Annotated in this window: 16 protein-coding genes; 5 read left to right on the top strand and 11 right to left on the bottom strand. The window is 44.8% G+C overall.

Annotation, left to right across the window (positions count from 1 at the left end):
* Position 1: 1 nt before the first annotated feature.
* From fabV to R7E29_RS02025, 8 genes are all read right to left on the bottom strand, one after another.
* Positions 2–1,204: an enoyl-ACP reductase FabV gene (gene fabV / locus R7E29_RS01990; RefSeq protein ID WP_005388648.1), complete on the bottom strand. Its 1,203-nt coding sequence runs from the start codon at positions 1,202–1,204 to the stop codon at positions 2–4.
* A 174-nt stretch (positions 1,205–1,378) separates the two neighbouring features.
* Complete coding sequence (locus R7E29_RS01995; protein ID WP_017634878.1) at positions 1,379–3,661, bottom strand: acyl-CoA dehydrogenase; 2,283 nt, start codon at positions 3,659–3,661, stop codon at positions 1,379–1,381.
* A 71-nt stretch (positions 3,662–3,732) separates the two neighbouring features.
* Positions 3,733–4,368 carry a TetR/AcrR family transcriptional regulator gene (locus R7E29_RS02000; protein WP_005378033.1) on the bottom strand — a complete coding sequence of 212 codons (636 nt, stop codon included), beginning with the start codon at positions 4,366–4,368 and terminating at the stop codon, positions 3,733–3,735.
* Positions 4,369–5,085: 717 nt separating this feature from the next.
* Positions 5,086–6,237, bottom strand: coding sequence for a Na+/H+ antiporter NhaA (nhaA, locus tag R7E29_RS02005; protein ID WP_005378034.1), 1,152 nt, complete (start codon positions 6,235–6,237; stop codon positions 5,086–5,088).
* A 330-nt stretch (positions 6,238–6,567) separates the two neighbouring features.
* Positions 6,568–7,692: a lipocalin-like domain-containing protein gene (locus R7E29_RS02010; RefSeq protein ID WP_054576426.1), complete on the bottom strand. Its 1,125-nt coding sequence runs from the start codon at positions 7,690–7,692 to the stop codon at positions 6,568–6,570.
* Complete coding sequence (locus tag R7E29_RS02015; RefSeq protein WP_005378038.1) at positions 7,692–10,145, bottom strand: ABC transporter permease; 2,454 nt, start codon at positions 10,143–10,145, stop codon at positions 7,692–7,694. Before R7E29_RS02015 ends, R7E29_RS02010 begins: the two co-directional genes overlap by 1 nt.
* The gene (locus R7E29_RS02020) at positions 10,126–10,797 is read right to left on the bottom strand and encodes an ABC transporter ATP-binding protein (RefSeq protein ID WP_005378040.1); all 672 of its coding nucleotides are present in this window, start codon (positions 10,795–10,797) and stop codon (positions 10,126–10,128) included. Before R7E29_RS02020 ends, R7E29_RS02015 begins: the two co-directional genes overlap by 20 nt.
* Positions 10,798–10,984: 187 nt before the next feature.
* Positions 10,985–12,361, bottom strand: coding sequence for an MATE family efflux transporter (locus R7E29_RS02025; protein WP_005378048.1), 1,377 nt, complete (start codon positions 12,359–12,361; stop codon positions 10,985–10,987).
* A 94-nt stretch (positions 12,362–12,455) separates the two neighbouring features.
* Between R7E29_RS02025 and R7E29_RS02030 the strand changes: the two genes are divergently transcribed.
* Positions 12,456–13,907 carry a DUF2867 domain-containing protein gene (locus tag R7E29_RS02030; RefSeq protein ID WP_054576425.1) on the top strand — a complete coding sequence of 484 codons (1,452 nt, stop codon included), beginning with the start codon at positions 12,456–12,458 and terminating at the stop codon, positions 13,905–13,907.
* 30 nt (positions 13,908–13,937) lie between these two features.
* Here R7E29_RS02030 and R7E29_RS02035 read toward each other — a convergent pair whose 3' ends face one another.
* The 3 genes from R7E29_RS02035 to rsuA all read right to left on the bottom strand — a co-directional run bounded on the left by R7E29_RS02035 (position 13,938) and on the right by rsuA (position 16,940).
* Positions 13,938–14,600, bottom strand: coding sequence for a DUF2913 family protein (locus R7E29_RS02035; protein WP_005378053.1), 663 nt, complete (start codon positions 14,598–14,600; stop codon positions 13,938–13,940).
* Positions 14,600–15,802: a Bcr/CflA family multidrug efflux MFS transporter gene (locus R7E29_RS02040; protein WP_005378055.1), complete on the bottom strand. Its 1,203-nt coding sequence runs from the start codon at positions 15,800–15,802 to the stop codon at positions 14,600–14,602. Before R7E29_RS02040 ends, R7E29_RS02035 begins: the two co-directional genes overlap by 1 nt.
* A 436-nt stretch (positions 15,803–16,238) precedes the next feature.
* Positions 16,239–16,940 (bottom strand): 16S rRNA pseudouridine(516) synthase RsuA, encoded by a 702-nt coding sequence (rsuA, locus tag R7E29_RS02045; protein WP_005388670.1) that lies wholly within the window; start codon positions 16,938–16,940, stop codon positions 16,239–16,241.
* A gap of 121 nt (positions 16,941–17,061) precedes the next feature.
* Here rsuA and R7E29_RS02050 point away from each other — a divergent pair, with 121 nt between their 5' ends.
* The 4 genes from R7E29_RS02050 (at position 17,062) to R7E29_RS02065 (ending at position 21,409) form a co-directional block, all read left to right on the top strand.
* A complete protein-coding gene (locus tag R7E29_RS02050; protein ID WP_047100738.1) occupies positions 17,062–18,813 on the top strand; it encodes a DEAD/DEAH box helicase in 1,752 nt (583 codons plus the stop codon).
* Positions 18,814–18,968: 155 nt separating this feature from the next.
* Positions 18,969–19,334 carry a PepSY domain-containing protein gene (locus R7E29_RS02055; RefSeq protein ID WP_372008595.1) on the top strand — a complete coding sequence of 122 codons (366 nt, stop codon included), beginning with the start codon at positions 18,969–18,971 and terminating at the stop codon, positions 19,332–19,334.
* A gap of 76 nt (positions 19,335–19,410) precedes the next feature.
* Positions 19,411–20,070, top strand: a complete 660-nt coding sequence (locus R7E29_RS02060; RefSeq protein WP_005378073.1) for a response regulator transcription factor — start codon at positions 19,411–19,413, stop codon at positions 20,068–20,070.
* Positions 20,060–21,409, top strand: coding sequence for an ATP-binding protein (locus R7E29_RS02065; RefSeq protein WP_054576423.1), 1,350 nt, complete (start codon positions 20,060–20,062; stop codon positions 21,407–21,409). The genes R7E29_RS02060 and R7E29_RS02065 overlap by 11 nt, the downstream gene beginning before the upstream one ends.
* Positions 21,410–21,524 lie beyond the last annotated feature (115 nt).

A 21,524-nucleotide genomic window follows, 5' to 3' on the forward strand; every position in this document is an offset into this window, starting at 1 on the left:
ATTAGATTTGAATGAAGTCTGCTTCAACTGCTGGATTCACATCCGCTTCGTAATCTACGCCTTCAACGCCGAAACCAAATAGTTTCAAGAACTCTTCTTTGTACTCAACGTAGTCAGTCAGCTCTTTTAGGTTCTCAGTCGTAATTTGAGGCCATAGCTCACGACAGTGCTGCTGAATGTCGTCACGAAGTTCCCAGTCATCCAGACGTAGGCGGTTCATCTCATCAACTTCTGCCGCGCTACCGTCTTCTTTGTATAGACGTTGGCTGAACATACGGTAGATTTGTTCCATACAGCCTTCGTGTACACCTTCTTCGCGCATTTTCTTGAATACCATTGCGATGTACAGTGGCATAACAGGAATTGCAGAACTCGCCTGAGTTACAACAGATTTAAGTACCGCAACATTGGCACTACCACCTGTTGCTGCTAACTTGTCGTTTAGCGCTTTCGCTGCACGGTCTAGGTCCATTTTTGCTTTACCTAGTGCACCATCCCAATAAATTGGCCAAGTTAGCTCAGTACCAATGTAGCTGTACGCGACGGTCTTACAACCTTCAGCAAGAACACCAGCATCAGACAACGCATTGATCCAAAGTTCCCAATCTTCACCGCCCATTACAGTGACAGTGTCTTTGATTTCTTCTTCTGTTGCAGGCTCAACGCTAGCTTCGATGATCACATCTTTGTTGGTATCAACAGCCGTTGATGTGTAAGTTTCACCGATAGGTTTAAGAGATGAACGAACTAATTCACCAGTTTCTGGCATTTTACGTACTGGAGATGCCAGTGAGTAAACCACCATATCGATTTGACCTAAGTCTTCTTTGATCAGCTCGATAGTTTTCTGTTTCGCTTCATTTGAGAAAGCGTCGCCGTTTAAGCTTTTTGCGTACAGACCTTCTTCACGCGCTAGCTTTTCAAAAGCAGCGGCATTGTAAAAACCTGCTGTACCTGGCTTCTTCTCAGTACCTTCTTTTTCGAAGAAAACACCGATAGTTGATGCACCGCCACCAAATGCCGCAGCGATACGAGAAGATAGACCGTAGCCACTTGATGCACCAACAACAAGAACACGCTTAGGTGCGTTTTTGATTGGACCTTGCGCTTTGGTGTACGCAATTTGTTCTTTTACGTTAGCTTCACAACCAACAGGGTGCGTTGTAGTACAGATAAATCCACGAATTCTAGGTTTGATGATCATATTCAACTTCCTTTAAAAAACCTTGTTAGGATAAAAGTTTCGTTGGGATTTCGCATCTAATTTCTGTAAAAATGCTCTTAAAAGGCAAGTGGTTGGAGCACTATCCCACCATCCACTCCCCAAGAATACAAAAAAGCACCTCATTGAGGTGCTTTTCTTAACATTAGTTGTCTATTATGCCGCCGGATTCAACTGCGACTTTTTTGGGCTATGAGTTCGCACTTCAGAAAAGTCATGACTAAAGTGGTCAACTTGAATCGCCTTGTAGCGCAATTTATCTGCAGCCATGATTTGATCAATTTCTTGTTCAGTTAACACGCCTGCTTCAAATGCTTGCTGCAAACGATCATGTAGCAGACCTTTACGAGCCACTTTACCATCCTTCGCAGCCTTCATAAGTTTACGCTCCAAAGGTTTAATGTCGTACATTGCAAGGAATGCATTCTCCATTAAGCCTACGCTGTCATCCTCTGATTTTCCGATGTAGCACAGATGCGTGAGGCGATCACGTTGCGCGCCTGGCGTCATCATCGCTTCAGCCAAATTCACACACAGCTCATCACTTGGCTTATTGAAATGATTACCAAGCGGGAACAATAGCCCCTTAAGCACACCGCCAACGTATTTCACAGGGAAGTTGGTGTAAGCCTCATTTAATGACTTAGAAGCGTTATACAAACAGTGTTGAACAGCGTAATGAACGAAGTCTAGATCGCCTTGTTGACGGCCTTCATCTTCATACTTTTTCAAGGCAGCAGATGCCATGTATAGATAGCTTAATCCATCACCCAAACGTGCGGAGATCATTTCTTTACGCTTCAAGTCTCCACCTAAGGTTAACATCGCAAAGTCTGCACTTACTGCAAGTGCACGACTGAGACGAGTAATGTCTTTGTAGTATTGCTGCGTTGGGCCACTCATGTGCGCGTTAACAAATCGAGAACCAGTTAGTGCTGCACCAAATGCACCGAATGTATTACCGAGCGCGTGCTTGATGTGTTTAAAGAGTAAGTTGTCAAATTCTTTCGCACCTTGTTCAGAATCTGGATTCGCCGCTGCTTCCATTTCTTTTAGAACATATGGGTGACATCGAGTCGCACCTTGACCAAAAATCATCAGGTTACGAGTCAGAATATTCGCGCCTTCAACGGTGATAGCAACCGGGATACCAAGGTAATGTTTAGCAAGATAGTTCATTGGGCCATCTTGAATCGCACGACCCGCATGGATATCAAACGAATCATTTAGAATGGTACGCGCGATTTCCGTCATGTGGTACTTGGCAATCGCGGTTACAATCCCAGGTTTTTCTTTCATATCGAGAGAAGTCGTCGTTAGCGTACGCGTCGCTTCTAGTAGGTAAGTAAGACCACCAATGCGCCCCATTGCTTCTGCAACACCTTCAAACTTACCGATCGACATTCCAAACTGTTTACGCACGTAAGCATAAGCACCTGTTGTACGTGTAGTAAGGTGACCAATCGCTGTGCCAAGCGCTGGAAGAGAGATACCACGACCAGCAGAAAGACACTCAACCAGCATACGCCAACCTTTACCTGCGTAATCAGCGCCACCGATCAACCAGTCCATAGGGATGAAGACATCTTCACCACGAGTTGGGCCATTCATGAACGCAGACCCCAGAGGATCATGGCGCTCGCCTATCTCGACACCTTCATGGTCAGCGGGAATCAACGCACATGTAATGCCAACCTCTTTCTTGTCTCCAAGTAGCCCTTCAGGATCCTGCAGTTTAAATGCTAACCCGAGCACTGTCGCAACTGGCGCAAGCGTGATGTAGCGTTTATTCCAACTAACTCGCACGCCAAGCACTTCTTTGCCTTCATGGGTGCCGTAACAAACCACGCCTTGATCAGGTATGCCACCTGCATCAGAACCCGCTTCAGGGCCAGTTAGGGCGAAACAAGGGATGTCTGTACCATCAGCTAAACGAGGCAACCAGTAATCTTTTTGCTCTTGCGTACCATAGTGCGATAGCAGCTCACCAGGGCCAAGAGAGTTCGGTACCATTACCGATACCGCGGTACTGATACTTCGAGTCGCAATACGAGAAACAATGGTTGAGTTCGCCAAAGCGGAAAATTCACGACCACCATATGCTTTCGAGATGATCAAAGAGAAAAATCGCTCTTTACGTAGGTACTCCCATACTTCAGGCGGTAAATCCCTGTCTTCTTTGACAATCTTCTGGTCATCAAGCATTTCTAGCAGGGTTTCAAGCTCATTATCCATAAATGACTGCTCTTCTGCCGTCAGTGTAGGCGTTGGATAATGATGCAATGTTGTGAAGTTTGGCTTGCCTGAGAATAGTTCGGCATCCCACCATACACTACCCGCTTCCATCGCCTCTTTCTCGGTGCTAGACAGAGGTGGCAATACTTTTTTGAACACTTTAAAAGCCGGGTCACTAATCCATTTTCTTCGTAGAGAGCTCATAGTTCAGATCCTTTTGTTCACGTAACCGCTCGGGGTATAATCTTATTATTGGTTTAACTTTCTTATTTGTCTTATGCCAACTGCTTTGCTGACATTCCTGCTGACAAATATGGAATCAGTAAATCGACGACAGATTTCACATCGACTTCCTTTTCAAACTTACTTTCTGCCAGCTCCGAAAGAGCTTGGCTTGAAGCCATCGTAAATACACAGGTTCCTAACGTGAAGTGCAGTCGCCAAAACAACTGTTCTTCACATAGTTCCGGGTTCGCCTTCATTATCGAGAAAGTGAAAAGGTTCAGTACCTCTTCGTATCTGGTGGTAATGAACCAGCGTAGATGACCTTGAACGTCTGTATAACCGCGGCCAATTAACAACATAAATAGCGCAGTACCATTTGGGCGTACATCATTTAATGTACGTAAAGGTAATCGCAATGACTCAAAGACATCGTCCATGTTGTAGCTATCGCGCGTGTTTAGCTCAATTAATGAAGTCTTAATGCTCGGCATTAGTGCTTCTAAATACCTATCTAAAACCGCTCTAACCAGCGTTTTTTTATCGCCAAAGTGATAGTTTACCGATGCTAAGTTAACGTTAGCTTTACCTGTTATCGTTCTTAGCGAAGTATCATTAAAGCCATGTTCAGCAAAGAGTCCTTCTGCGACATCGAGTATTTTTTCTTTTGTTGATGTTCTCGGGGCCATTTTAATCACTCGTATTAAACAACTGTTTGAAAATATACTCCCGAAACCTAAGATTAACAAATGATTAACATCACACTTTAACCAATTGGTCTGACCAGACAGCAAAAGGTGTGATCTAATCTTTTGAAATTCAATCGAATACTCCAATGAAGCTTGTCAGAAGAAAACGATCAAGTTTCTCAGACCAGCGCAATTGAAACGCTAACAATAGCGTTGGCGGCTCGGAGTGAGCGAAGAGAGTATGAAATACATCTTCGGTTCTAGGGGAGATAAAATGAGAAACACAGAAGTTAGTAACTTCGCCAAGTTGGTAATCCATCTCGATTTTTCTATTACTTTCGGATGTGTAAGAAGCTAGAAAGCATTAAGTAGAAATTTTTTGAAAAAAAATGGAACTGTTTGGAAAAGGCTCGGTCTGAATATACGTAACAGTTAGGGCATTTGAAGTTTCACTGGCCGTCAAACTTGTTTCCATCTAATTGTTACGTTGCTGCTTTTTTCTTATTAACTCCTATGTTTGTATCCGCCCAGTCAAATTTTCGGCTGGGCTTTTTTTCGCCTATAGATTTACCAAACGCCCCTTTCGATGATTTGCCCCGACTCCATAAGCTAGACCTTAGTTGGTCACAAAAGTAACCACCCTGAAGTGGTTGATGTGCCAATCTGCAGACATAAAAAAGCCTCCCGAATGGGAGGCTTTACTAAACAGTGTGTATCTTACGCTTGCGCTTTCTTAGGCAAAGAAAAGTGCAGTAACGCGTAGCCAAGTAACGCGGCTGTCGTCGAGCCCATTAAGATACCTAGTCGAGCATAGGTATCAAACTCAGGGCTTACATTTCCAAACGCTAAAGAGGAAATGAATATAGACATTGTAAAACCGATACCACACAACACAGAGACCGCAAAGATATGCTTGAAGTTAATGCCTTCCGGTAACTTAGCTACACCCATTTTCACAGCTGCCCAACTAAAGGTGAAGATACCTAGAGGCTTACCAACCAGTAGCCCCAAAGCAATACCTAATGGCAGCATTGAAGTTAGGCCTGACATCGATACGCCTTCTAGCGAAATCCCCGCATTTGCAAATGCGAATAGAGGTAAGATACCAAATGCCACGTATGGATGAAGTGCGTGCTCCATGTGCTTAAGTGGGGAATGTTCGCCCTGTTTACCCTTAAGAGGAATAGCAAAGCCGATCACTACGCCTGCAAGTGTTGCGTGAACACCAGATTTAAGTACCGCAAACCATAAGATCGCGCCGACTATCATGTATGGCGTCAGTTTCGTTACTTCCTTAGCATTCAACATGAACAGGACACCAGTCATGATGAAGCCAACAAGCAGCGCCATGCTAGAAAGATCACCTGTGTAAAACAGTGCAATAATAACAACCACACCTAAATCGTCGATGATAGCGAGAGCTAACAAAAACACTTTAAGGCTTACTGGTACGCGCTTACCTAGTAGCGCCATGATACCTAGAGCAAATGCAATATCCGTCGCAGCTGGAATTGCCCAGCCAGAAACCGCCTCTGGGTCGTTAGCATTAAACGCAACGTAAATAAGAGCAGGGGCTAACATACCACCAACCGCTGCAATCGCAGGGAAAATTGCGGTTTCTTTTGATTTTAGCGCTCCTTCAAGTAGCTCTCGCTTCACTTCAAGGCCAATAAGTAAGAAGAAAACAGCCATTAGGCCGTCATTAATCCAGTGAGAAACTGACATACCGAATACATAAGTATGCAGTACAGATTGATAAGTTTCGCCCAGCGGTGAGTTAGCAATGGTCATCGCAATTGCCGCTGCAATTACGAGAAGAATACCACCTGCTGATTCCATTTTGAAAAAGTCACGAATGACATCGTTCATGGTTTCGTCCTTATATTTATTATCTTAATAAACGATTAACAAAGAGTGATAAGAGTGTATAGCTGTCGAAAACTTTAGAATAATCGCTTCTTCAGAGTATAAACTTCGGTTTTTTCGATGTTAAGTTTACTATACATCGTATTTTCCAACATGACACTCAGTTTTGATCGGAGATCGTATTTGTTTTTGTCGCACCAAATATTTATCAAGATGATGAGAAAATCAGCATAACACGGCTTGTACCATCATGATAACCCCGTACTTTTGAGAAAAAGCTAGGAAGCTTCGCGCACTAAAAAACCACCCGTAGGGGGTGGTTTTCTTCACAACTCAATAGCCTGTCAGCTGCATAAAGCCCCAAGCCTCATTGGAGCCGGAAGCTAAAGTAGGCCCTTCCCAGTAAGGTATTACAAAGGGTAGCCACATATCTGACTTGATAATACGGGTAGTCAAGTTAATTTGATGCTTCGGAATATTGATAATCCACTGCAAAGGTAACCTTCTTCCATTGGATAAACTGGTCACTTGCATTGGTTTAATACTGATATCATCGTCTGAGAGGTTGATGACTTTACCTGAGCGTGTCGACAACGTGCCAAACACGTGCGGTGTTTGCCCATGGTGACGATAACGGCTAACAGTTAATGCTCGACCATCATCTAAATTGAAAACAAACCAATCCCAGCCTTGTTGCCCCTCACCAATTAAGCCGCTGCCCCACTCTTTTTGCGCCCAAGCAGAACCCGTCACTGAGAATCGCTTACCATTTAAGCTTAAGCTACCTTTTACTCTTAAAAATGGAGCACTGAAGCTAAAAGAAGCAACAGATTGCAACGCATGTTTAACTTGGAAACCTTTGTCTCCATTCACGACAAAGGGGCCGCTTGTCATGGTATTGAGCTCAAGTCCAAACGTATCAGTATTCACATTCAAGTTGCCCGGGAAAGGCGTCGCACCGAGTGATCGCCAAGTCCAATTATCAATCCATAACCTGAAAGGGCGATTGATCATACCAGCTTGGCCTATCCCACCTCTAGCTACCCGTTGCTCTTTCCATACATGCGAGCCATGACTGACGACAACATGTGAAATGTACAATTGAGGGTTCTGCCAACCGCTGGTTTCTCGCTCGTCCGTCGCAACCCTAAAATAGCTCCATTGAACATTGTAGATCTTGCCTTGCTCATCTTTTAGTTTCGCAAAGTAGTGCCACCATTCATGCTGATACTCGGGATGAAAGCGAAAGTCTGAGGGTAAAGAGACATGCTCATTAGGTAGTACAGGCTCGAAAATCGTTTGATTTTCACGCGTTAAGATAGAATCAAGTTCGCTTTCTCGTGTTGCTGTCGCCTCTAACCAAAAAGTTGAGTAAAAAGCAGCCCCAGTCAGAAAAGCGAACGTAACAACAATGAGCGTTGAAACCAACAAGCGTTTTTTAGAGCCCATTTTTTTCATTACAACGCGTCCCTTAATGACTTCATCGGTGTACTTTTGATCATTCTAATAACTGGCAATGCGCCAGCAACCATGATGGCAAGCATCGCCCAAGCAATGGTTTGAGCATACTCCCATGGAATCGTTTGAAGCTCTAGAGACCAGCCAAATGATTGCTTAATGATAATATCAACGATCAAATGTGCGAGCGCCAAGCCGAGCGGCACTGCAATAATCGCAGAAATGGCTCCGAAGACGAATAGCTGCAAACCACCTAATACGACAAGTTCTTTTCCGGACACACCCATGCACCTTAATAAGGAAAAATGCCGCTGCCGTGAAAGTTCTCCTGCCAACGTCGCAAAGAATAAACCAAACACGGCAATAATCAGCGTGATATTGCCCAAGGTTCCTGCTATCGCAAAGGTATGATCAAACACTCTCATTGCTTGGCTATAAATATTACCGTTATCAAACACACGATCTTGCGGGAGACGGAATACATTCTCTAAGCGATTTTTCAGCCCTTCTCCATTGACGTTATCTTTTAATACTACGCCAAGACCAACATTACCCGTACCTGCAAATGCATACAGCCAATTCCGGTGCGACATCATCACCTGGTTATATGGGTTTCCATAATCGTAGTAAACGCCTACGACTTGCCAATCACCACCAAGCGGTTCTTGCAAGTTAATGAAATCGCCAGGGCGGATATCCAGCTTCAAGGCCATCGACTCACTGACCATTAAGCTCTTGGTAGCGTGCAGTTGATACCAGTAATTTGGGACACCTAACTTGACGGTAAGTGAGTCTAACTCACCTTCAGAAGAGCCCGTACTTACAACTTGTAGAGCACCGTGCTCGGTCGGCATATCTTTTTCCCAGCGCCACCAAACCGAGTTCACCTCTGGCTGATTCTGGAGCCATGCGCTCATCCTAGCGGCTGAATTGTTGGTCGGATAGATGTACACATCAGCCGCTAATCGCTGATTTAGCCACTTATCGGTTGTATCTCGAAAGCTTCCGACCATTGTTTCTACACCAATGTTTGCCGCCAGCGCTAACATAAACGCCATCGTAGCCACACCGCGATAGCTCATGCTGGCTGCTGCATCAGCAAAAAACCAACGGACACGAACCCATCGCATGGTATAAGAAAAACTTTGGAACATATGCCACATAATAAATGGCATAAACAACGCCACACTAACCAACATCAGCGCAATAATTGCAAAGCCGGTTTCTTGTGTTTTCGGCGCCTGATATACCGCTATTGCAGCGACACAAAACGCACATGCCGCAAGCGCCTGCCAAGAGAACTCTCTTCCAGCAAATCGCATTAGCGACAGTCGAGAAGAAAGGCGGATTGGTTGTGACTTCAGCAAACGGATTAATGGCCACAGACACGATATCAACGCACCCATCGCTGCCATGATTAGGCTATATAAGCTAGATTGCCATGACCATCCTATGGTTAAACCTACGTTGGCATCATACAAATCACTCAGGCTCGAAGACACTGCTGGGATAAGTTCATTCGCTAAGATCAAGCCAAAAAAGTTACCACACGCCCACGCAATAAAGACGAGCAAAGACAACTCTAGCAATAAGGCTTGCGCTAACTGTGTTCCGTTAACACCAGTCTGTCTCAAAATACCTACCAAACGTTGTCGCTGGATGAAAGACAGAGACATCGCTTGATAAAAAATAAACAACCCGACCAAAAACGACAGCATTCCCATCGCGGTGAGATTCATATGGAATGCGTTAGTTAGCGACTCAAGCTCAGTACGCGTATTCCTAACGAGCGTCATTCCGTTTGGCAACATGTTTTTCAGTGCTATCAGCTTTTCCTCTGGCATTTCGCCACAAGAAATCGCAGACAAACCTGAGCTCCGCTTGAGCATACGCAACAACGATATATCAGTAACCAGCCGAGTACCCGAAAGCATCTTGTCCTTATCTACTTGAATAGGCCCAAGACGGCTTCCGTCATTCATCTCAATGAAGTCCCCATCCTGCCAACTCATGTAAGCGGCCAAATCTTGACTAACGAGAATAGGATAAGGAGGCTTCATTAGTGATAAAACAGGCATCTCACCTAGCGATTTTCCTTGTTGTAGTGGGATCATCGCGACAGGATCTATCCCCACCAACATCAGGCTCATATCGGTCTTGGCATCTAGATGCAGCACGTCAAACGGTGCACATTGGTTGAACCCAGCTCGACGTAACTGAATATAGAAACCTTGAGGAATTTTATTGGCAGAGTGCTTCGTTCGGATTCGGTATGGCAAAGGATTGGAGAAAAGCTTTTCCCCAGTAGCATAACTTTGTTTTGCATGCTGGTTGATAGAAGTAACACCAACAAGGAGGGACACGCCTAAAGTTAATCCCAGCCAGACAAGAATAATTTGTAGAGGGTAACGACGGTAATGACCGAGTAGTGCCTTAACTACGGGCCATAACATGTAGCTGCCCTCCTTGAAGTCGAATCTTTCCTTCCATATGGGCGGCCACTTTTTCACTGTGCGTCACTAACAGCAAAGTACACTCCAGTTGGCGAGCGAGACTCGTTAATAAGCGCATTACTGCTTCTGCGTTTCGCTCATCTAGACTACCAGTTGGCTCATCAGCAAGCAGGATTTTGGGTTCCATATAGAGTGCACGAGCAATCGCCGCACGTTGTTGCTGACCACCAGACGCCTCTTCCGGATAACGTCCTAGCAATGGCATTAAGTCCAAAGCAGAAAGAATTTGACGCCACAACTCTTTATCTTCCGGCAGACCTTTTAACTGACGACAAAAACGAATATTGTCGGCAATATTAAGTGTAGGAAGCAGGTTGAATTGTTGGAAGATATTCCCAATATTGTTGCGGCGATAAAGGGTTCTTAAATGCTCCGGTGCTTCATGCATAGCAAAATTTGGAAACTGCACTTCACCAGAGTCAGCAGTATCTAATCCGGCGATTAAATTCAGCAGAGTACTTTTACCCGAACCACTTTCTCCCATCAGAGCAACTTGGTCGCCTTGCTGCAATGTTAATTCTGCCCCTTGTAATACAGGGTGAAACTCTCCCCCGTCTACATAGCCTTTACATAGGTCTGACAGTTTTAACATTGATTATGCCGCTCGGATGGTGTTTAAAAATTGGGATCAGAATCTACACTAAAATCCTGTTAGTAGAAAGTATTTTGAATGCTTGATCACACTATGGAAGTACAAATGCAACTCGATTCACTTTCTGTTGCTAATTTTGTTGACGTTTTGAGCAGATTTTTGCAGCCAAAATAAACTCTGTTCCTCCTTACTGGCCAATCAGGTTTTTCATCCATTTTCGGCTAACCATTCTTGGCAAGCAAATCGCCCACTTCACAACTTCTTCCGTCAAAAAGAGTAAGTAAACCCATTGTGGGTCCCAATTGAGATAAATCGCTGCAAATGCTGCGAGTGGAATCCCGATCACCCACTGCGCCAAGATGTCTTGATACAAACAAAACTTAACATCACCGCCCGCACGTAATACACCAACAATAGCCATCATCGGCACCGAGCGTAGCACGACACCCAACGCAAGAATCACCATAAACTGTTCAGCTAGCTCGCGAGTGTCCGTTGTCAGTGCACTAAACGCATTAAGGATCCATTGATTTGACACTATCAACAAGACGGCGACCACAAATGCGATAAGCACATTCAAAATGACCGTAGCCCATGCTTGATAATAAACGGGTTCAAAATTACGAGCGCCGAGCTGGTTCCCGACTAGAACTGCAGCCGCATTCGATAAACCAATCATCATCGCCAATGCGATCGACTCAACAGGTGTCATTACGGAAAGTGCCGCCAAACCTTGTACACCTGCTTGCCCCATGATGGCGTGATAAGCAAACAGCCCACCAGCCCACGCCAAGAAGTTAAATGTGGTTGGCAAAGAGAGGCTCAAGAAACGCGTAATTTTATCTAAGACCAATCCTGCGCGTATATCATCCCAACCAAATGCGATTATGTGTTTTTTCAACCATAGATAACCAAACAAGCAACCTACTTCGATCGCGCCACTGATTACCGTTGCGATCGCTGCTCCCGTAATACCCAGAGCAGGAAAGCCTAATTGACCAAAAATTAAAACCCAGTTAAGAAACACATTAGATAAAATGCCTATACCACTAAAAAAAGTGCTTAAGCCTGGTTGGTGCATCGCCCTTAGGCCCACCGACATACTGGCCACACATGCAACAGCAAACATGCTAACCGACGAAATAATGAGATAGCTGGCCCCTAGCTCAATCACTTCTTGTGAATCGGTAGTCAAACTCATGATGGGCTGTGGAAAAACAACAAACAAAGCAACAGCAATCGCAGCAAACATCATTGCGATCATCCATGTTAAAGCGGTACTGCGACGCACCCCAACTTTATCGCCAGCCCCCCAATATTGAGCGGTTAACAACGCACCGCCCGTTGTCACCCCAACTAACATGATGGTGGTGACGAAAGTCGCGCGCGCAGCAACTCCAACAGCGGCAATTTCAGCTTCACCAAGTTGACCAAGCATAAGAACATCGACGAGGCTTCTGCTAGAAAACATCATGCTTTGCAGTGTAATTGGTAACGCGATTGCAAATAAACGACGTAAGAATGCTTTATCTGCGTGTATTGAGAGTTGAGAAAGAAAAGTCACAAGCGCTCCAACGACAACTTATTGATAGAATGGGGAAAGTGTCTCATGATTATACTCTGTGGTGTTTATTCCACCAACGATAAAAGGACAGATAATGAAAAAGGTGTTGGTGCTAGGCGCCTCGGGTTACATTGGCTCTCAACTTCTTCCGTTACTTTTAGATAAAGGTTACGCCGTCACAGCAGCGGCGCGACATATTGATTATTTAGAGTCAAGAACTCAGCCTCACCCTAATTTAACGTTAAGGTATCTCGACTTGGCTGACGCAGAGACCACGAAGGCTGTAGTGAACGATTTTGATTTAGTCTTTTTTCTCGTGCACGGGATGGCTCAAGGTGATGACTTTGTTGAGTACGAACTAAACCTTGCTTTGAACTTCAAATATGCGTTGGAACAAAGCTCCGTCGAGCATGTTATCTATTTGAGTGCCATTCAACCTCAAACCGGAAACTCTCGCCATTTAGCCGCTCGTAAAGCCACGGGAAAAATAATTCGGCAGTCTGGTGTTCCAGTCACTGAATTGCGTGCTGGCGTTATCATCGGCCCCGGCTCTGCCGCTTTCGAAATCATGCGTGACTTTGTCTACAACTTACCTATTTTGATCGCGCCTAAATGGGTCGACTCAAAAGCGAACCCTATCGCCTTGCCCAATCTCAACCACTATTTGTTGAAGTTAGCAGAAGCCCCCTATCCAGAAGAAAGTGAAATTTATGAAGTTGGAGGGCCAGATACACTTAGCTACCGCGAGCAGTTCAAAGTCATTTGCCGAATCACGAACAAGCCGTATCGGTTGTGGTCGACCCCACTACTTACTCCGAAAATGGCATCGTACTGGCTAGGTTTAGTTACCTCAGTGCCAACTAGTATCGGTAAAGCATTACTTGCGGGCTTAGAGCACGACTACATTGCAGACTCCAAAGCGATTGAAGAACGATTTCCTCAAACGCTGATCAGCTACGAGCAAGCGGTAACTGATACCATTCAAGATGAAGGCACATTTGTACGCAGTAATGTCTGGGGGTTTGAACCCGCAGCGCTTCGTCGATGGCAACCAGGATATGGTTATTACCCAAAACAAGCTGGATCGAGCATTAAAACTCATGCCTCCGCTGCGGAATTATGGAAAGTGGCGCAAAAGATCGGGAGTCGCGAAAAAGGCTATTACTTTGCCAACATCTTGTGGCGTACACGTGAATGGCTCGATATCTTTTTTGGTGGCGGAAAACCGATTCGCGTTTCTCCTCCTGGACCAGAGCTTAAAGTCGGTGATTTTATTGACTCTTGGAAAGTGATTCGCTGCGATAATAATCAGTTTCTTTCACTGTTTTTTGGTATGAAAGGCCCAGGCCTTGGGCGTTTAGAAATTACCATCAAAGATCTCGGTGACGAACGAGAGCTGGATATTACCGCCTGGTGGCACCCGCAAGGGTTTCTTGGGCTGCTTTATTGGTTTGCAATGATGCCAGCCCATCTTTTCATATTTAAAGGCATGGTCAAAGCCATCGCGAAAGAAGCAAACCGTTTAGAAAACAAAAAGCCCCAATAACAGGGGCTTCTAAACACTCACAATGTCACTTTAGTCAGCTTTGAACGAGAGTGGAATTTCGGCTAACTGGTTGCCTTCGTTTGCTGGAAAAATAAGGTACTCGCCATGGTATTTCACCATCGATTTGTAGTCTGTTACCTTATGAACCATAAAGCCCGCTTGCGCTGCTTTCTCAACAAACTCAGCATGATTGCCGCGTACAAACCAACTCATTGGCTTTACGAGCAACTCGCCATCAAAACAGCTTTCGCATTGGTCTGCACATAACGCTAAAGAGTTTTGACCTTCAGTGAAGATTTGTACTTTGCCGCACCCAATCAGTTGCTCAGATGTTGAGACTTCCCAGCCTGCTTGCTCCATCAAATCAAGAAAAGACTCAATATCTGAATCTTTGAACACTTTGGAGTCTTCACCTTCAGGGAAGAATTGCGCATAAAAAGCAGAAATACGCTTGAAGATAAACAACAAACCAGCATCGTTCCCCTTTGAGCGACCTGCTTTTTGCCAACGCGTTAAGTCATCGCCCACTGTACGTCCGAAACGTTGTGATTTTAGCGCCTTTGTTACCCAACGCACTAAATAATGGTTATTCGCAACAGGGGCATTGGCTAACTTACCTGAGCGATGCTCTTGATCTAACTCTTCAAGTGCTGAGTTAACCAAGTTTTGAATTTCTTTGGTGTAATTCGACATTACGCCTTTCTTCCTAAAGTCCAATAAAACAGTGCTGAAAGCACAGAACAAGCAAACATCACGATGATCATCGGCCAAGCAACATTCCCGGGCAGTGATGCCACCAGCGCACCAACCAATGAACCGATACCGAATCTTAATGTCCCCGCTAGAGACGACGCCGTACCCGCCATTGATGGGTAACCACTTAAAAGCAGCGCCATCGCGTTACTACCTATCGTCGACAATGTACCGATAAACAGCACAACAAAAGGTACAATGCCCCATAATCCGAAGTCCATTAACCAACTTACGAATAAACCAATCCCCGCCAAAAGTTGCACGAACAACCCAAAACGAAGCATGGCATGGGAACCAACTTTCTTCACCAAGCGACCATTAATACTGGTCATGATGATCATCGCCACAATGTTCAAACCAAATAGGTAACCAAAGTGGTCTGGTCGAACACCATATAAATCAATATAAACAAACGAACCCGCCGTCAAAAATGCAAACATTCCGGAAAATGAAAACGCACCTGAGAGCATCAAACCGATCGCTTCAGGATTGGAGCATAATCTGGCGTAGTTTCTCAGCGTCGTGCGGAAACGAAGAGGCTGACGATTTTCAAGCTGTAACGTTTCAGGGATTTTCCAAAGTACGAGAAAAATCACGACTACAGCGAAAATAGCTAATACCCAAAAAATGGAACGCCAACCAAACCAAATCGCGAGATGGCCACCGATCATCGGTGCCACCAACGGCGCAATAGTAATGACCAGAGTAACGAAGGACATTGCGCGTGCAAAGTCTTCACGGTCAAACATGTCACGCACGACAGCTTGGATAATGACCGCCGCTGCCGCGCCAGCAAAACCTTGTGCCGTACGTACATAGGTCAGCGCATCAATGCCATTTGTTGTCGCACTCACAACAGCAGCCAAGCCGAAGAAAAGTACGCCTAAAATCAACACAGGTCTGCGACCAAAGCTATCGGCAAGCGGCCCGTGAATTAACTGGCCGATCGCAAAACCCGCGGTATAAGCCGTCAACGTAATCTGAACCGCGCCAGGCGCGACCCCCAAATCTTTCGCAATTGTCGGCATCGCAGGCAAATACATATCGATCGCCAAAGGCGTCAAAGCACCAATCGCTCCTAGTACCAGAAACAATAGAAAACTGATTTGGGATTGCGGAGCACTTTGAGCTTTTTCTGTCATTCTTTTACCTCTTGTTGGAGCCCTACCGTCAATACTTGCAGAACAAAGTGAAAATAACGGAAGTTCTCATATCGCTGAATGTAGAAGCCAAAAAACTGTTCTATCCAACGTTCGAGAATCATAAGGGCAAATATGTACCAAGGTGTGACCTTGACGAACTCGACATAGAAAAGCATGTGAAAGCGAAATGTGTTTATGGGAAACAAACACAATGCAGTAAAAATGATGGCGTTGACACCATCATTCCATTCACCGTAGCCGAAGGCTTTGCAATAAGAGTATGCATGCATCAGCTAAATGCAAAGGCATATCACTGAGATGAGTAAGCACACCGGAATTGTCTAGGCACTAATTTTGGTAGGAAAATTTATTTTGAGCCAATTCCTACCAAAAGACTAGTTCCTATTAGGAACTAAAGAATTTCCCATGCCGACAATTAATTCCAAATAGAATCAATTTCTTCTTGCGTGAGGTAGCGATAATCACCTGGTTCTAGTGCCTCATCAAGTTCGATAGAACCAATACGCTCACGATGTAAGTACTCAACTTTATTTCCTAACGCCGCGAACATACGTTTCACTTGGTGATACTTACCTTCCACGATAGTTAACAATACTTCATTCTCGGCCTCGTTCACGATTTCCAAACGAGCGGGCAATGTTGCTTCTGATTCATTGCGCAAAATGATGCCTTGTTCGAGCTTTTCCGCGTAATCTGGCTGAATAGCATCGACGAGCCAAACACGGTACGTTTTCTCACACTTATGCTTAGGTGAGGTAATACGGTGAGACCACTTACCATCATCCGTAATCAACACTAAACCAGTTGTGTCGACATCTAATCGGCCCGCAAAGTGAAGGTTTTCAATTTTAGGCTCATCAAGCAATGCGAATGCAGTTTGGTTGTAGCCATCTTCATGTGAACAAACAAAGTCAGCAGGCTTATACAACATAATGTAACGAGGGCCAGGAGCACCAATAACACGGTCTTCCCACATCACTTCCGCACCTTTAGGTACTTTAAATGCACCACTTTTTTGAACCTCACCGTCAACGGTGATGTCTCCACTTTTGATGATCTTTGTTGCCTGTTTGCGTGTTGCACCCAGAGCGTCACACAAATATTTATCTAAACGCATGAATACCTCATTTAATTATACCCAAGTGATCTCTAAATCTTGGTTTAAAGGTCACTTGGGTATAAAAGTCAGGTATTATAGCGTTCCTCGTTCGAATAGTTGAGCAATTTCACATATTTTCATGTACACACTTCGTCCTTATCAAGCCGACTCGGTTAAAGCCGTTATTCATTACTTTCGTAAACACTCGACACCAGCAGTGATCGTGCTGCCAACCGGTGCAGGAAAAAGCTTGGTGATCGCAGAACTTGCTCGCCTTGCGAAAGGACGAGTGTTAGTCCTCGCCCACGTCAAAGAACTGGTCGAGCAAAACCACGCGAAGTATGAAGGTTATGGTTTAAAAGGTTCTATCTTCTCAGCAGGATTGGGACGAAAAGAAACTGACCAGCAAGTCGTGTTTGCTTCGGTTCAATCGGTCGTACGTAACTTAGATTCGTTCAAAAACCAGTTTTCTCTGCTCGTTATTGATGAGTGCCATCGTGTGCCAGATGACAAAAACAGCAGCTACCAAAAAGTTATTACTCACTTACGAGAACTGAACCCTGGCATTAAGGTGCTGGGATTAACTGCAACGCCCTATCGTTTAGGAATGGGCTGGATTTATCAGTATCATACCCGAGGTCAAGTGCGAACCGAAGAGCCTCGATTCTTCCGCGATTGTATTTTCGAACTGCCGATCCGTTACTTGCTCGACGAAAACTTCCTCACTCCAGCCCGCATGATGGATGCGCCCGTTTTGTCTTACGACTTCTCTCAGCTGAAGCCCGCTAACACCGGACGCTACAAAGAAGCAGAAATGGACATGGTGATCGATAAAGCCAAACGTGCGACTCCACAAATTGTTGAGCAAATCATGCAATATGCGAAAGAGCGCCAAGGGGTCATGATCTTCGCTGCAACTGTTCGACACGCACAGGAGATCCACAGTCTATTGCCAGAAGGCGAAACTGAAATCGTCATTGGTGATACACCTACGCCGGAGCGCGATGCGATCATCCAAGCGTTCAAGAATCGTCAAATAAAATACTTGGTCAATGTTTCGGTACTGACAACCGGTTTTGATGCGCCGCATGTCGATTTAATCGCGATTTTGCGACCAACAGAGTCAGTCAGTCTGTACCAGCAGATAGTAGGACGAGGATTACGCTTATCAGACGGAAAATCAGAATGTTTAGTGCTTGATTACGCAGGCAACAGCTACGATTTATACCAGCCTGAAGTCGGTGATCCAAAACCAGACTCTGACAGTGAAATTATCACGATTCCTTGCCCGGCTTGCGGATTCAATAACAACTTCTGGGGTAAGTTGGATAGTAACGGTTTCTTGGTTGAACACTTTGGCAGACGTTGCCAAGGTTACTTTGAAGATGAAGACACAGGCGAACGTGAACACTGTGGCTACCGTTTTCGTGCCAAATACTGTGGTGAATGTGGTGCGGACAACGATATCGCTGCACGAATTTGTCATGAGTGTGACGCGACGCTCGTTGACCCAGATAAAAAGCTAAAAGAAGCCCTTAGTCTCAAAGATGCATTAATCTTTGAATGCACAGAAATGGACCTATCTGTATTTAAGTCCAGTGATGGTAAATCTCAGCTAAAAGTGACGTATTCTGGTGAACCATACCAAGGCGAAGGCAATGCGTTAGTTCATGAGTTTTGGTCATTGGGTACCAAAAAACAAAAACAAACGTTTAAAGATCAGTTCGTACGTCCCCACTTAGCAGACAAGCATCGCCCTTTTGAAGAGGCTTCACCGACACGCGTTGTCGCTAATCAACATCGTTTCCGTTTGCCTCAGTTTGTTATTGCTAGAAAATCTGGTCGCTTTTGGAAGCTGCGAGATAAAATTTTTGAAGATGAGTTGAAATAACATCGACAACACATGGCAAAACTTAATTAGCTGATTCACTCTCTGTTCATCTATCTCCGATATACTGCGGCTAACGCTCCAGAAAAGGTTTGACTATGTATAAAGCAACGACTTCTCTACATTCTGCGTTACTTTTCGGCCTTATCACGACATTCATGTGTGCACCAAGTTTTGCCAAGCATGGCAACGAGTACACATCACAAAATGGCCACGCCATCGTGCAAGATGTCGAAAAGCCAGGAACACGCATCGAATTCGATGAAGATCAAGATGAGGTCTATCGCGCGGTTCAACAAGGATATATACGACCATTTTCGGAACTTTACGCCGCAGTAGAAAACGACCTATACGGCCGCATCATCAAGGTCGAGCTTGAAGAAGATGATGATGCTTGGGTGTATGAATTGAAAATTCTGTACAACAATAGCGTCCTGAAAGTTGAGTACGACGCCGCCACGCTGGAAATGCTTGAGATCAAAGGTCGCAGCTTTAACAAAGCGTTAAAACCGCAAAACAACTAAACTTGTCTAATGCGTAATCCAGACGCGATGCGTAGCTTACTTCGATAAAAATCCAAACATAATAAGAATCATCAATATGAAAATACTTGTTGTTGAAGATGATCCTCGTTTAGGCGAGCAAATCATCGAAACATTAGAAAGTACCGGCTGGGTACCAGAATTGTCCCAAGATGGCATAGACGCTCTGTATCGCGCGACTTCGGAAGAATGGGACGCCATTGTTCTTGACCTCGGCTTGCCAAAACTGGATGGTCTTACCGTCCTAAAAGGCATCCGAGATGAAAACATTAATACTCCTGTCGTGATTCTAAGCGCTCGCGACACCCTAACGCAGCGAGTTGAAGGCTTAAACGCAGGTGCAGACGATTACCTAACTAAACCATTTGAAATGGTTGAGCTTATCGCTCGTATTCGTGCACAGCTGCGAAGAGCCTCTGGTAATGCCTCTCCTGTAATGCAAATTGGCGACTTGAGCTTGGATACACGCACTTCTAAAGTCATGTGGCAAGGGCAAGCGGTAAGCTTGACTGCGCTAGAGTATAAAGTGGTCGCTTACTTTATGCATAACCCGGAAAAAGTGATTTCTCGAACCGAACTCGTTGAGCACATTTACAAACAAGACTTTGATCGTGACTCCAACACAATCGAAGTTTTTATCGGCCGAATTCGCAAAAAAATCGCACCAAAGATCATCAAAACTGTCCGAGGGTTGGGATACCAATTAAATGCCGAATAGAAACAGGCTACCGTTGAACGCAATAAAACGACTGAGTATCAAAAGTCGCCTCGTTTTAGCGGCGATCGTTTGGTTAACAGCAATGATCCTCGCCGCTGGTGTGACGATACCGACGCAGGTCTATAACTATATGGTTGATGACACTCGCTCACAGCTCAGCATTTTTATGGATGAAGTCGCCGCACAGTTAGAAGTCGATAACACCGGGCATCTTTCACTCGCAGCTCAGCTATCAGACCCTCGATTTAACCGACCTTACAGTGGTTTGTATTGGAGCGCCTCTACAGAGGCAAGCCTCGAACGTTCTCGTTCGTTGTGGGACAAAAAAATCGAATACAAAGGTTTGGATAAAGATGCGTATGGAGCAAGAGGCGAAAAACTAATTACGCTAGAAAAAGCGCTGTATCTTCCTGATTACGATGGTCCTATTCACATTATTATTGGTATTGACGAAGAGCCCATTAAAAATACCCTTCAGACGTTAATCGGCCAACTTTGGCTTATTTTGGGTTTATTATTCGCGGGCGTACTTACCGTCATTTTACTGCAAATTGCTTGGTCATTGAGTCCGCTTACAAAGCTACAAAAAGAATTAGCCGAGCTGAAGTCTGGTAATAAAAAGAGTCTAGAAGAAACCTACCCAAAAGAGATTTCTCCTCTAATCTTCGACCTCAACGCTCTGCTGTTCCATTACCAAGAATTACTAGAGAGAGCTCGCAATCATGCAGGTAACCTATCTCATGCACTTAAAACGCCACTTTCTGTTCTAAAAAATGAAGTTCAGACGTTAGAACCTGAGGCACAATCCCGTCTCCGAGCTCCAATCAATCAAATACAAGACCATATCGATTACCATTTGGGTCGTGCCCGTATGGCCGGATCGATGAACATATTATCAGTGAAGTCGAACCCAGCAGAGCGTGTGGATGCTATCTCAATGGCGTTTGATAAAGTGTATGCGAGCCGAAGCATTACCTTAATTAATGAACTTGATTCAGAGCTGAATGTAGCAGTAGAGCAGACCGATCTCGATGAAATGCTAGGTAACTTGCTAGAAAATTGCTATAAGTGGGCCAACAGCATGATTCGTGTGCACTCCTCTCAGGATAAGGAAAATATACACATCATTATTGAAGATGATGGGCCAGGCATCCCTAAAGAGAAACTGAGTCAAGTAATCAAGAGAGGAGTTAGATTGGATGAAACAACCCCTGGCTCAGGTCTTGGTCTAAACATAGTCAGTGAAATGGCACACAGTTACCGAGGTCAATTAACATTGGATACAAGCGCTTTAGGTGGATTAAAAGCATCTTTAGTCTTACATCTCAGCCGAACATAAAGCATATAACACATAAACTTTGTTTTTCGGACCATGATCAGTAAACCGATGAAAATGAAGTCGATGTGAACAAAATCCAAGCAAAGCGTTAAAAGGGATAGCCTTCCACCCCGCT

The sequence above is a fragment of the Vibrio sp. Vb1729 genome (assembly GCF_033338655.1).
Classification (GTDB): Bacteria; Pseudomonadota; Gammaproteobacteria; order Enterobacterales; family Vibrionaceae; genus Vibrio; species Vibrio alginolyticus.